The following is a 13,339-nucleotide window of genomic DNA, read 5'->3' as shown; positions in this document are numbered from 1 at the left end:
CGCGCGCTTACTTGAAGTAGTCGCTGATGACGGAGACCGCCAAGCTGGTACTGATCTCGGCGTCGTCCTTCGCGTGCTGCGCGATGCTGTAGTCCAGATGGTTGGAGATGTGCGCACAGGCGTCGAGCAAGGTCTTGAGCTGTGCGTTCCAGGTGTCGTGCACCGTTCCGATGGCGGAACCGGTACGGAACCCGCTGACGGTGAGCCCCGACGCGGCCTCGGCGGTGGCTGCGCGCGCGGTGTCCCCGTCGGTCCTGAGCCGCGCGTAGAGATCGTTGGCGGCGGCGCCGATCACGCCGAGCTTGTCCTGGTTGACGCTGAGATCCGCGGTACCACCCGCTCCGCCCGGTTCGGCAGGAACGTGGTTCAACCGCATGTGTACGCCTGGCTGATCAGCAGCGTGGGCCGCCACCAGGCCCTCCCCGAAAGACATGGTCTCCCCGTGGATGAGATGTGGTCAGGGGATCACTCTCGCATGTTCAACAGGATTCTTCCCAGGGGGAGTTGCGGTCGTGTCCCGGGCCACGGGGGCAACAGCGGCCTCCCCCTACGCCCCCGGCACCGCCACCGCCGCCTGCGGGCGGATCGGGAGGCGGCTGATCGGGCGGCCCGTGGCCGCGCGGACCGCTGAGGCCACTGCCGCGGGGGACGTGACCACCGGGGCCGCGCTCGCCGGTTTGGCGCCGAAGGGGGCCACCACGTCTCGCTCCTCGACCAGTTTGACGATCCGGATGTCCGGGGCGTCCAAGGACGTCGGCAGCGCGTAGCCGGTGAGGTCGGGGCGGCGGACCAGGCCGCGGGTCGTGCGGAGGTTCTCCGTCAGGGCCGTACCGATGCCCTGGGTGATGCCCGCCTCGATACGGGTCGCCAGCTGCGCCGGGTTGAGGACGCGGCCCACGTCCTGGGCGACCGCCATCTCGACCACGCGGATCGAGCCGAGTTCGATGTCGACGTCCACGACCGCGCGGATCGCGCAGAACGCGAGGCCGACGAACGCGTCGCCCTGGCCCGCCTCGTCCAGCGGCTCGGTCGGGTGGGGGCGGCACTGCGCCGTCGCCCACAGCTCCTTGCCGTCCATCGCCTCCGTGACGGTGGTGGACAGCACACCGTCGTACGAGGTGATCTTGCCGTCCGTGATCTGGAGCAGCTCGGTGGACATCCCGAACTTGTGGGCCAGCGGCTGGAGCAGCTGCGTACGGACCATCTTGGCCGCCCGCTCCACCGCGCCGCCCGAGACCCACGTGTGCCGGCCGTGCGCGGCCGGGCCCGCCGGGGGCTGGTCCGTGTCGACCGAGGCGACGTGGACCTCCTCGATGCCCAGCGTCTCCTGGACGATCTGCCGGGCGAGCGTGGAGAAGCCCTGGCCGGTCTCGACGGCGGCGCAGATGACCGTCGCCACGCCGTCGTGGACCTTCACCGTGGCCGTGGAGACCTCGTCCGCGCCCTCGGCGCCGAGCATGTGGACCATGCCGAGCGCGTAGCCGACACCGCGCCGTACCGCGCCGGGCTCCCCCGCGCCCTCCGGTCCGCCGGGGAGCAGCCAGGCCGCCTCCGGAGTGTCCTTGGGCAGGGCGGGCAGCGGGAAGTCCCGTACGGAACGCAGCAGTTCGGCCACCGGCGCCGGGCAGGTGACCGTCTGGCCGGTCGGCAGGATGTCGCCGGTCGCGAGGACGTTGCGCAGGCGCAGCTCGGCCGGGTCGAGCCCGAGGGTGTTGGCCAGCTTGTCCATCTGGCCCTCGTAGGCCGCGCAGACCTGCATGGCGCCCTCGCCCCGGACGTGCCCGGACGGCGGGTTGTTGGTACGGACGGCCCAGCCCTCGATGAAGGCGTGGGGGACGACGTACGGACCGCAGGCGAACGCGACGGCGGCGGCGAGGGACTCCGACGAGTCGTCGGCGTACGCGCCCGCGTCGAGCAGGATCTGGGCCTCGACCTTGATCAGGCGCCCCTCGCTGTCCGCGTGGTGGCGGTAGCGCAGCAGGGTGGGGTGGCGGTGGGCGTGACCGAGGAAGGACTCCTCGCGGGTGGCCGCGAGTTTGACCGGGCAGCCGGTGCGCAGCGCGAGCAGGCCGAGCGGGATCTGGAAGCCGGGGTCCTCGCGGTCACCGGTGGCGCCGGGGACTCCCGTGACGACGACCTTGACCCGCTCGGGGTCCAGGCCGAAGCAGGCGGCGGCCAGGTCGCGGTCGGTGTGCGGGTCGGTGGAGGCGGTGTAGATCTCGACCCCACCGTCGGGTCTGGGGACCGCGAGGCCGGCCTCGGCGCCGATCGGGGCGGGGTCCTGGCGGCCGATGCGGTACAGGCCCTCCACGACGATCTCGCCCTGCACACCGGGGTCGCCGTACCGCAAGGGGATGTGGCGGATCAGGTTGCCGTCGGGGTGCAGCGGCTCGGCGGCGAACGCCTTCTCGGGGTCCGTGACCGGGTCGAGGATCTCGTACTCGACGGCGATGGCGGCGGCGGCCATCCGCGCGGTGTCGGGGTGGTCGGCGGCGACGGCGGCGATCGCCTCGCCGTGGTGCCGTACGACCTCCGAGGCGAAGACGGGACGGTCGGCGACCCTGCGGCCGTACGCCGAGTCACCGGGGACGTCCTCGTGGGTCACGACGGCCCGTACGCCCGGCATCTCGGCCGCGGCGGTGGTGTCGATGGAGACGATCCTGGCGCTCGGGTGCGGGGAGCGCAGGATCGCGGCCCACAGCAGGCCCTCGGCCCACAGGTCGGCCGCGTACGGGAACGTGCCCTCGGTCTTGGCGCGGGCGTCGGCCGGGGGGAGGGAGGCGCCGAGGCCGTGCGCGGGAGGCTCCTGGCGGGGGCCGTCGAGCGTCGGTGTCCCGGTGGCCGCGTCGTTGCTCACGCCATGCCTCCGTCGTGCGAGTGCGAGTGGGAGTTCGCGGGCGAGTGGGGATGGGGGCGCGCGCCCCCCGCCCCTGGGGACGCCTGGTGCGGGACGCGCGCTTCCTCGGAGGCGGCGGCGGCCGCCTCCGCGCTCGCGGCGCGCTCCGCGGCGACCTCGTTCACGGCGTCGAGGACACCCCGGTAGCCGGAGCAGCGGCAGAGGTTGCCGCACAGCGCCTGCCGGGTCTCCAGTTCGGTGGGGGCGTGGTTGCCCTCCAGGAGGTCGTGCACGGTCATGGCCATGCCGGGGATGCAGAAACCGCACTGCACCGCGCCGCACTTGGCCAGCGCCCGCTGGACGTCGGAGGGTTCGCCGTCGACGGCGAGGCCTTCGACCGTACGGACCTCGGAGCCGGCCGCCGTCGCGGCGGGCACGAGGCAGGAGGCGACGAGCCGGCCGTCGACCTGGACGTTGCAGGCGCCGCACTCACCCTGGGCGCAGCCGTCCTTGGCGCCGGCGAGACCAAGGCGCTCGCGCAGCACGTACAGCAGGGACTCGCCGATCCACGCGTCGGTGACGGGGCGGTCGGCGCCGTTGACGCGCAGGACGTAGGAGCCTGCGGGGTGTTCGGTGCTGTTGTTGCTGCTGGTGAGGGGTGCGGGCTCGGTGTCCGGTACGGGCTCCGCGTCCGCTTCGGGTACGAGGTCGGCCTCGGGCGGGGCCGTGTCGTCCGGGGACGGATCGGCACCGGAAGGCTCGGACTCCCCCGGGGCGTCCCCGGGCGGCGCGCTCTCCCCGTAGGCGTCGGCCTCGGGAAGCGGCGCCCACGGCGCGGCCGCGCCGCCCGGGAGGGTCGCGGGCGGGGTGCCGCCGCCCCACTGCGAGGCGAGGACCGAGGCGCTGAACTCCCCCGACTCGTCGGGAAGGTCGCCCTGGGCGACCGGAATGGTCCACTCACCGGTCAGCTCGGAGGGGGTGTCGCCGCCCTGCGGGGGACCGTCCGCGAGGGCGCTCCCCCGGCCGTCCGTCCCGCCACCGCCGCCCTGACCCTGACCAGCGCCCTGACCCGGCTGACCTGCGCCCTGGCCCGGCTGCCCACCGTCGCCGAAGTTCCAGTGCCCCGTGGCCCGCGGGTCGTACGACGTGTCGTACACCTGCCCCTGGCCGCCCTGCTGCTGCGGCTCGGGCCAGCGCATGTGGTCCGGTACGGAGGGCTCCGCGGCGGGCGTCAGCGGGACGATCTGCGGCGGTACGTAACCGTGGCCCGGCGCGGCCAGCGGCGCGTCCATGAAGTCCTCGGGTGGCAGCTGCACGAACGCGGTCGACTCGGCGTCGTACTCGCCGCCGTGCTCGACCGGCTGCCAGCCGCCGTGCCCCTGCTGCCCACCGGGACCGGATCCGGAACCCGTACCGGAATGCTCGTTGGTGCTCACGACAGGGCCCTCCCCAGTGCTCGCCGGGCCAGCGCGGCGACGGTACGCCGCAGGTGCAGTACGGCGGGGGCGAGCGCGGGCGGCTCGCTCCCGTCGGCGGGTGGCGCCGGGTCCGGGACACACGCGGCGGCCACGTACTCGCCGAAGGCCGCCAGGGCCTCCTGCGTGAGGCCGCGCGCGCCGTCCCAGTCGATCAGCGAGCCGATCCACCGCTCCGCCTCCAGCGGGCGCAGGGGCATCGGCGCGATCGCCCCGACCGCGCAGCGCACTCCGCGCCGCGCCGGGTCGAGGACCACGGCCACGGAGGCGGTGGCGCGGCCGGGTCCGGTCCGCCCCGTCGCCTTGAGGAAGACCTGGGGGGCGTGCAGCAACGGCACGCGGACGAAGCCGATCAGCTCGGCGGGCGCCAGCATCTCGCGCCCGGCGAGCAGGTGCGTGACGGGGATCTCGCGGCGCGCGCCGCCCGGTCCCGCGACCACGAGGTCGGCTTCCAGGGCGGCGAGTACGGGCAGGGCGTCGCCCGTCGGCGCGGCGGTGGCGATGTTCCCGCCGAGCGTCCCCGCGTTGCGGATCTGGGGCGGGCCCGCGGCGCGCGCGGACGCGGCGAGCGCGGGGATGAGGGCCGCGAAGTCGGGCCTGCCCATGCGCGCGTGGGTGAGACCGGCGCCGAGGAGGGCGTGGCCGTCCTGGTAGTGCCAGCCGCGCAGCTCGCTGATCCGGCCGAGGCCGACGAGTCCGGCAGGCCGCAGGAGGCCCCTGTTGACGGCCGCCATCAGGTCGGTTCCCCCTGCGACGGGTACGGCGGCGGGCATCGCGGTGAGCGCCGCCACGGCCTCGTCGAGCGAGGCCGGCAGCGTCACGGACTGCGCCGTCTGCGGTGCGTGCGTGGTCAACCCAGCTGCCCCTTTCCGGTGTCCCGCATGTGTTGCCGTACCGGTACCTGTGTTGCCGTACCGTACGTGCTCACAGCCCGGACGTGGCAACTCTGGCACATCTTCGGAGCCGACCGGCGCGAGGGTCCACGAAGGACGGATCCGTCCCCGGCCAGGGCAAAGGTCCGGTTCACCCCGTCTTCGGCGCCTCACGCGCCCCGCCACTCCCCGGCATTCAAGGGCGTGACACGCCCTTGACGGGGATACGGCGCGGAGCCGCGGGGAACAGGGCCCCGGGGACGCGAGGACGGGGCGGCCACCCCCCGCGCGGCTCACACGATCGGAGGCAGTCCCTCGATCGGGCGGCCGAGCACACCGGGCCGCCGCTGCCACGGCAACGGGCCCCCGGGCGGCCGGTATTCGACCCCCAGGACGTCCAGCCGCCGGTAGTGCTCGGTCATCCGCTGCTCGAAGTCCTCGAAGTCCCGTTCGGCCGGGGCCGGGAGGTCGGACCACGCGACCTCCGCGAAGGCCGCGAGTCGGGGGAAGACCTGGTAGTCGACGCGCGAACGGTCCTGCATCACCTCGGTCCAGACGTTGGCCTGGGTGCCGAGGACGTGCTTCGCCTCCTCCTCGGTGAGGTCGGCGGGTACGGGTTCAAAGCGGTAGACGTCCTCCAGGGTCCTGACGTACCCGATGGGCATCGGTTCGTCCTCGCCGGCCGCCTGACGGTGGTCCAGATAGACGTGCTGCTCGGGGCACATGACCACGTCGTGGCCGGCCCGGGCGGCCGCGATGCCGCCCCCGTACCCGCGCCAGGAGGACACGGCGGCGCCGGGCGCGAGGCCGCCTTCGAGGATCTCGTCCCAGCCGATCAGCCGCCGGCCGCGCGCGGTGAGCCAGGCGTCGAAGTGGTGGATGAACCAGGCCTGGAGCTCGTCCTCGTTGGCCAGGCCGTTCTCCTCGATGCGGAGTTGGGCCGCCGCGGAGTCCTTCCACTGCTCCTTGCGGCACTCGTCGCCGCCGACGTGGATGAAGGTGGAGGGGAAGAGGGCGAGCACCTCCTCGAAGACGCCCTCGTAGAAGCGCAGGGTGTGATCGGTGGGGGCGAGGACGTTCGCGTTGACGCCCCAGGTGTCCCAGACGGTGAGCGCGGCCGTGTCGACGACATCGGCGTTGCCGAGTTCGGGATACGCGGCGATGGCCGCCTGCGAATGCCCGGGGATATCGATTTCCGGGACGACGGCGATATGCCGTGCGGTGGCGTACGCGACGATCTCGCGGATGTCGTCCTGCGTGTAGTAACCGCCGTGCGGTTTCTCCTCCCACAGCTCCGAGGCGCGGTGGCCCCATTTGGTACGGCCCCGCCAGGCGCCGGTCTCCGTCAGTTTCGGATAGCGCTTGATCTCGATGCGCCAGCCCTGGTCGTCGGTGAGGTGGAAGTGGAAGACATTCAGCTTGTGGGCGGCGAGCAGGTCCAGATAGCGCAGGACGCCGTCCTTGGACATGAAGTGGCGTGACACGTCGAGCATCAGGCCGCGCCAGCCGAAGCGGGGGGCGTCCTCGACGACCGTGGCCGGGACGGACCACTGCCGTGCGGGGTCCACCGGCGCGGCGCGGTACGCGTCGGGGCCGAGGAGCTGACGGAGGGTCTGGGCCCCCCAGAACACCCCGGCGGGGCCGCCGCCCTCGATCCGGACCGCCTGCGCGTCGGCGGTGATCCGGTAGCCCTCGGGGCCGAGTCGGCGCTCCAGTTCGGGGCTGATCTCCAGGACGACGCTGTTGCCGTCCTCGGCGCCGTCCGCGAGCGGCAGCCCGGTCGCGGCGCCGACGGCCGTACGGAACCAGCGGGCGACGCCCTCCGTGCCGGGGCCCGCGTCGATCGTCGTCCCGTCGTCGAGCGGGAACGGGTCGGAGCCCTGCGGGGCCGGCCAGGTGTGCCGGGGGTCGGGAATCAGATCCATGGGTCGGTCCTCACCGGGTCTCTCTGGGTTCTCTCTGGGTTCTCTGTCAGTCCTTGACCGCGCCGCCCAGTCCGGAGACCAGCCGCCGTTGTACGAGCACGAAGAAGACGAGCACGGGAACGGTCATGACGGTGGAGCCCGCCATGATCCCGCCCCAGTCGTTCTCGTCGGGTTTGAAGAAGACCAGCAGCGCCATGGGAAGCGTCGACTGGGACGTGTCGCTGATGATGAAGGACTTGGCGAAGAGGAAGTCGTTCCAGGTGGAGATGAAGGAGAAGACACTCGTCGCGACCAGCCCGGGAAACACCAGCGGGAAGAGGATCTGCCACAGGAATCGGGTTCGGCTCGCGCCGTCGATGTACGCGGCTTCCTCCAGCGCGTCGGGGACCGCCTTGACAAATCCCCGCAGCATCCAGATCGCGAACGGCAGGGAGAACGCGAGATGCGGCAGGATCAGCGAGCCGAGGGTATTGAGCAGGCCGATGTCGCGCATCTGGAAGAACAGCGGGATGGTGAGCGCCTCGATCGGCACCATCTGCGCGACGAGGAACATGATGAGCAGGGTCGTACGGAAGCGGAAACGGAAGCGGGTGACCGCCGTGGCCGCGAGAAAGGCGACCAGCGCGGAGACGATCACGACGGTGCCGGCGACCAGCAGGCTGTTGAGGAAGTACCGGCCGAATTCCTGCTGTTCGAAGACGCGGCGGAACGAGTCGAGCGACGGGGACAGCGTCCAAGGACGCGGCCGGGTGGATTGGATCTCGCCCGCCGGTTTGAACGCGGAGAGAACCATCCAGTAGAGCGGAAACGCCACCACGACGGCGATGACCAGGGCGGATGCCTCGGCGGCGAGGCGCCAGGGGCGGCGGACGCGCGGCAGGTTCACAGTTCTTCCCCCCGGCGGCGCAGCAGCCGCAGATAGACGAGCGTGACCGCCAGCAGAATCAGCAGCATGACAACGCCGATGGCCGAGCCCAGGCTGTACTGGGAGGACGCGAAGGCCTTTTGATACGCGTAGACATTGAGGACGAGATTCTGGCCGGCGATTCCGCCGCCGTTGGTCATCACATAGATCTGGGTGAAGACCTTGAAGTCCCAGATGATCGACTGGATGGTGACGACGACCAGGATCGGGCGCAGCATCGGCGCGGTGACGGACCGCCAGATCCGCCACTGCGAGGCGCCGTCGAGCGAGGCGGCCTCCAACACCTCGCCGGGGATGGCCTTGATGCCCGCGTAGACGGTGACCATCACGAACGGGAAGGAGCACCAGACGACTTCGAGCAGGACGAGCGTGAAGGCGCTGTAGCGCCCGTACGTCCAGGAGAAGTCGCCCAGGCCGAACACCCGGTTGACCGGCCCGTAGTCGGGGTCGAAGAGGAAGACGAAGACGGTGGAGCCGGTGATCGCGGGGGTGGCCCAGGCACCGAGGGCGGCGAGCATCAGCGCGAGGCGCGGCAGGGCCCGTACGCGCGTCAGGAGGACGGCGAGGGCGCAGCCGAGGCCGAGCGTGGTGACGACGCACGCGGCGGCGAACAGCACGGTGGCGAGCAGCACCTGCCAGAACTGGCTGTCGCGGAAGAGCGTGGCGTAGTTCCCGAAGCCCTGGAAGGTGGTGGGCTGCCCACCGCTGACCTGGGCCTGGGTGTACTCCAGGAAGGAGATCAGGCCCAGTTGGTAGATCGGGTAGACGAGCAGGCCGCCGAGGATGACGAGGGCGGGCGCGAGGTAGAGCCACGGGGTCCGGCCGCCCTGGCCGGCCCGCCGGGGGCCTCGGCGGGGTGCTCGGCCGGGGGCCTTGCCCCCGGCCGCCGGGAGGGCTTTTTCCGGCCTCTCCGGCGAACGGGGGCGCGGCGCGTGGCCGGTGGGGGACGTCATCCGGTTCAGCCCGCGGACGCGAACGCCGCGTCCATCTTCTTCGCCGCGTCCTCGGACGCCGCCTTGACGTCCTTACGGCCGCTGACGATCTCCTGGAACATCGTCGGCAGGACCAGCGAGGAGTCGATCTGGGCCCAGCCCGCGGAGGCGGGGACGAACTTGGCGCCCGCACCGAGGGTCTTGACGAAGGGGGCGACGAACGGCTGCTTCCGCGCGGAGGCGGCGAGGACGTCCGTGTACGTGGGCAGGAAGCCCATCGCGTCGAAGAGCTTGGCCTGGGTGTCCTTGCTGGTGAACGACTTCATCAGGTCGACGGCGAGGGTGCGGTGCGCACTGCTCTTGAGGACGCCGATGTTGTTGCCGCCGGCGAACGCGGGGGCGATGGAGCCCGCCTTGACACCCGGCAGCGGGACCACCGCGTACTTGCCCTTGACGGTGCCCGCCTCGACGGCCTGGTGGCTGAAGTCGCCGCCGATCGCCATCGCCGCCTGGCCGGAGGCGAAGGCGGTGACGGTCGCGTTGCCTCCCATGGAGGCGCACTTGGCGGCCGGACAGTTGTCGTCGCCGAACAGGGAGGTGTACGCGGCGATGCCCTTGCGGGCGGCGGGACTGTTGACGGCGGCCTTGTATGTGCCGCCGCTCTCCTCGGCGAGTTCGCCGCCGTTCGACCAGACGAACGGCATGGCGCCGTAGGTGTACGCGCCGCCCACCGCGAGCCCGTACAGGGCGGGCTTCGCCTTGTGGATCTTCTTGGCGGTGGATATCAGCTCGGCCTGGGACTTGGGGGCGGAGAGTCCCAGCTCCTTGAAGACGTCGGTGCGGTAGTACAGGGCGCGGACGCCGACGAACAGCGGCGCCCCGTAGATCTTCCCGTCGACCGTGACGGACTGCTTCGCCGTGGGGTCGGTGTCCTTGGCCTCGTCCCAGGCGCCGAACTCCTCGGTGACGTCGGCGAGTCCGCCGTCCTTCACGTATCCCGCCGTGTCGGTGTTGCCGTACTCGACCAGGTCGGGTGCGCTCTTCGGGTCGTTGAACGCGGCCTTGATCCGCTGGGCGCGGGTCTCGACGGGGATGTACTCGATCTCGACCTTCGTGCCCTTGTGCTCCGCGCGGAACGCGTCGACGGCCCCTTGGACGACCTGCTCCTTGGGCTTGTTGTTGACCTCCTGGAAGAGCCACACGCGGAGCGTGCCGCTCTTCTCGTCCTTCGTCGCGGTGTTGTCGGACGTCTGCGGAGCGCAGGCGGAGGCCGTCAGGCCGGCGAGCACCAGTGCCGCGATGGGGGCGGCCATACGGGAAAGCTTCATCCGGGAGTTCCCTACGGGTCGGTGGGGACGACAGAGGCATACAGAGGCATCCGTTGCAGCATGCGCAACGTGCGTTTCGTTCTGCACAACTCGCAGGAGATAAGCATGTCCGGAACACGTCGACAAGTGGTCTCTACCACTCTGTGACCCGCTGAAGCATCCTGTGCAACGGCCCGCCCCGCATGCCGGACAAAACGCGAACGGCCCCCCGGGCGCGCACACGCGCGCACCCGGGGGGCCGTCACCGACGGACAGGACCAGAGGCTACTTCTTGCTCTTGTCCTTGCCGCCCTTGTCCTTGTCCTTGTCCCCGCCGGGACCCATGGACTCGTAGATCTCCTTGCACATCGGGCAGACCGGGTACTTCTTGGGGTCGCGCCCCGGTACCCAGACCTTCCCGCACAGTGCGACCACCGGAGTGCCGTCGAGGGCACTCGCCATGATCTTGTCCTTCTGGACGTAGTGGGCGAAGCGCTCGTGGTCGCCGTCGCCGTGCGACACCTGTGGTGCCGGCTCCACGAGGGTGCCCGTCCCTGCCCCGCGCTCGGGCTCAAGAGTGCTCATGAGAGCCAAGGGTACCCACGAAGGAGGCCGAGCGGAGGCTCCGGGTCCCTGCACTCCGGAACCATTCGCTCACGCATCGCTCCGACCGGCCCGCCGCGCGGGCCGGAGCCTCAGTTGAGTGACGGATCGTCGGGGTAGGTGGCCACCATCGCCAGCTCACCGCGCTGTCTGCGCAGCACGGCGCGCCACAGCCCCTCCGGGCGCGGCGACGAGACGTCGCCCGGCTCCGACTCGACCACGTACCAGGCCCCTTCGGCCAGCTCGGCCTCCAGCTGCCCCGGCCCCCAGCCCGCGTACCCGGCGAAGATCCGCAGCGAGCCCAGCGCCCGTACGAGCAGCTCGGGCGGGGTCTCCAGGTCGACCAGGCCGATCGCCCCGTACACCCTGCGCCAGCCGAGCGGCCCCTCGTCGCCGGGGATGACGGCGAGCCCGAGCGCGGAGTCGAGCGAGACAGGACCGCCCTGGAACACGACCCCCGGCTCCCCCGCGTGGTCCGCCCAGGACTCCAGGATGTCCCCCACGTCGACGGGCGTGGGCCTGTTGAGGACCACGCCGAGGGAACCCTCCTCGTCGTGGTCGAGCAGCAGCACAACAGCGCGATCGAAATTCGGGTCCGCCAGAGCGGGTGTCGCGACCAGCAACCGCCCTGTGAGCGAGGACACCTCGGTCATGCGACACATGATCTCGCACATTCGCGCCGTACGGGCCCCGCGCGGCAGAGTGAGCGGGGTACGCAGCTCACGACGCACCGGGGCGGCTCGGACACCGCGCGGCGGGAAAATGGGACGGTGACCCTCCGCGAGGAACGCGGAACACAACGTGTCATGCCGAATTCATTACGAGTTCGGGACGTCCTCGCCCTTACGGGGCAGGGGCTCCGGCCCCTTACCCTTTTGCTTGGCCACCTGCCCGCCCACTCCGGAACGCGAGATTCATGACCGTCAAAGACGATGTAATGCTTGTCCACGGCGGAACCCCGCTGGAGGGTGAGATCCGCGTTCGCGGTGCGAAGAACCTGGTGCCCAAGGCCATGGTCGCCGCACTGCTCGGCAGCGGCCCCAGCCGGTTGCGCAACGTACCGGACATCCGTGACGTACGGGTCGTACGGGGACTGCTCCAGTTGCACGGCGTCACCGTCCGCCCGGGTGACGAACCGGGCGAGCTGATCCTCGACCCGACGTACGTCGAGAGCGCCAACGTCGCCGACATCGACGCGCACGCGGGCTCGTCGCGCATCCCGATCCTGTTCTGCGGCCCGCTGCTGCACCGGCTCGGGCACGCCTTCATCCCCGGTCTGGGCGGCTGCGACATCGGCGGCCGGCCGATCGACTTCCACTTCGACGTGCTGCGCCAGTTCGGCGCGACGATCGAGAAGCGCGCGGACGGCCAGTACCTGGAGGCCCCGCAGCGGCTGCGCGGCACGAAGATCAGGCTGCCGTACCCCTCGGTCGGCTCGACGGAGCAGGTGCTGCTGACGGCCGTCCTGGCCGAAGGGGTCACGGAGCTGTCGAACGCCGCGGTGGAGCCGGAGATCGAGGATCTGATCTGCGTGCTCCAGAAGATGGGCGCGATCATCTCCATGGACACCGACCGGACGATCCGGATCACCGGTGTCGACCGGCTCGACGGCTACACGCACCGCGCCATCCCCGACCGGCTGGAGGCCGCCTCCTGGGCGTCCGCCGCGCTGGCCACCGAGGGGAACATCTACGTCCGCGGCGCGCAGCAGCGGTCGATGATGACCTTCCTCAACACCTACCGCAAGGTCGGCGGCGCCTTCGAGATCGACGACAAGGGCATCCGGTTCTGGCACCCGGGCGGCTCCCTCAACGCGATCGCCCTGGAGACGGACGTCCACCCCGGCTTCCAGACCGACTGGCAGCAGCCGCTGGTGGTGGCGCTGACGCAGGCGTCGGGGCTGTCCATCGTGCACGAGACGGTGTACGAGTCGCGGCTCGGCTTCACCTCGGCGCTCAACCAGATGGGCGCGCACATCCAGCTCTACCGGGAGTGCCTGGGCGGCTCGGACTGCCGCTTCGGCCAGCGGAACTTCCTGCACTCGGCCGTCGTGTCGGGCCCCACGAAGCTCCAGGGCGCCGATCTGGTCATCCCCGACCTGCGCGGCGGCTTCTCGTACCTGATCGCGGCGCTGGCGGCGCAGGGCACCTCCCGGGTGCACGGCATCGACCTGATCAACCGCGGCTACGAGAACTTCATGGACAAGCTCACCGAGCTGGGGGCGAAGGTCGAGCTGCCGGGCGGCTCGCTCGTCTGACGCTCGTCCGGCGCACGATCCACCCGCCGGTGGCACATGCCACTGGAATCCCTCTGTACGGCGCTGATGGCCTCGCTCCCCCGGGCGGGGCCATCAGGCGCACCGGGGCGTTCTGGGCCGTACACGCCCGGTCTGTGGCCTTCTGGGGGACAACACAGGGCGTCGGGACGGCGTCCGGGGCACAACACAGGGGCGGCCATCCGGTTG

Annotated in this window: 11 protein-coding genes; 1 reads left to right on the top strand and 10 read right to left on the bottom strand. The window is 71.3% G+C overall.

Going from position 1 to position 13,339, the window contains the following annotated elements:
* Nucleotides 1-7: 7 nt before the first annotated feature.
* The 10 genes from OG349_RS23105 to OG349_RS23060 form a co-directional block, all read right to left on the bottom strand.
* On the bottom strand, nt 8-376 hold the full coding sequence (locus OG349_RS23105) for a hypothetical protein (protein WP_327236415.1): 369 nt from the start codon (nt 374-376) through the stop codon (nt 8-10).
* A 171-nt stretch (nt 377-547) separates the two neighbouring features.
* Nucleotides 548-2,857 (bottom strand): xanthine dehydrogenase family protein molybdopterin-binding subunit, encoded by a 2,310-nt coding sequence (locus OG349_RS23100; protein WP_327236414.1) that lies wholly within the window; start codon nt 2,855-2,857, stop codon nt 548-550.
* The gene (locus tag OG349_RS23095) at nt 2,854-4,128 is read right to left on the bottom strand and encodes a 2Fe-2S iron-sulfur cluster-binding protein (protein ID WP_442806410.1); all 1,275 of its coding nucleotides are present in this window, start codon (nt 4,126-4,128) and stop codon (nt 2,854-2,856) included. Before OG349_RS23095 ends, OG349_RS23100 begins: the two co-directional genes overlap by 4 nt.
* Before the next feature lie 140 nt (nt 4,129-4,268).
* Nucleotides 4,269-5,165: an FAD binding domain-containing protein gene (locus OG349_RS23090; protein ID WP_161307390.1), complete on the bottom strand. Its 897-nt coding sequence runs from the start codon at nt 5,163-5,165 to the stop codon at nt 4,269-4,271.
* A 311-nt stretch (nt 5,166-5,476) separates the two neighbouring features.
* Nucleotides 5,477-7,108 (bottom strand): beta-N-acetylhexosaminidase, encoded by a 1,632-nt coding sequence (locus OG349_RS23085; protein ID WP_327236412.1) that lies wholly within the window; start codon nt 7,106-7,108, stop codon nt 5,477-5,479.
* 46 nt (nt 7,109-7,154) lie between these two features.
* The gene (locus tag OG349_RS23080) at nt 7,155-7,994 is read right to left on the bottom strand and encodes a carbohydrate ABC transporter permease (protein WP_327236411.1); all 840 of its coding nucleotides are present in this window, start codon (nt 7,992-7,994) and stop codon (nt 7,155-7,157) included.
* Nucleotides 7,991-8,986 (bottom strand): carbohydrate ABC transporter permease, encoded by a 996-nt coding sequence (locus OG349_RS23075; protein ID WP_327236410.1) that lies wholly within the window; start codon nt 8,984-8,986, stop codon nt 7,991-7,993. The genes OG349_RS23080 and OG349_RS23075 overlap by 4 nt, the downstream gene beginning before the upstream one ends.
* 5 nt (nt 8,987-8,991) lie before the next feature.
* On the bottom strand, nt 8,992-10,293 hold the full coding sequence (locus OG349_RS23070; RefSeq protein WP_327236409.1) for an extracellular solute-binding protein: 1,302 nt from the start codon (nt 10,291-10,293) through the stop codon (nt 8,992-8,994).
* A gap of 264 nt (nt 10,294-10,557) precedes the next feature.
* Complete coding sequence (locus OG349_RS23065) at nt 10,558-10,857, bottom strand: DUF3039 domain-containing protein (protein ID WP_161307385.1); 300 nt, start codon at nt 10,855-10,857, stop codon at nt 10,558-10,560.
* 110 nt (nt 10,858-10,967) lie between these two features.
* Complete coding sequence (locus tag OG349_RS23060) at nt 10,968-11,528, bottom strand: YqgE/AlgH family protein (RefSeq protein ID WP_161307384.1); 561 nt, start codon at nt 11,526-11,528, stop codon at nt 10,968-10,970.
* Between the two features lie 263 nt (nt 11,529-11,791).
* Between OG349_RS23060 and murA the strand changes: the two genes are divergently transcribed.
* A complete protein-coding gene (murA, locus tag OG349_RS23055) occupies nt 11,792-13,132 on the top strand; it encodes a UDP-N-acetylglucosamine 1-carboxyvinyltransferase (RefSeq protein WP_327236408.1) in 1,341 nt (446 codons plus the stop codon).
* Nucleotides 13,133-13,339 lie beyond the last annotated feature (207 nt).

Source organism: Streptomyces sp. NBC_01317 (genome assembly GCF_035961655.1).
In the GTDB taxonomy this organism is placed as follows: domain Bacteria; phylum Actinomycetota; class Actinomycetes; order Streptomycetales; family Streptomycetaceae; genus Streptomyces.
Note: the sequence above shows the minus strand (reverse complement) of the source record. Positions and strands in the feature narration are given on the sequence as shown.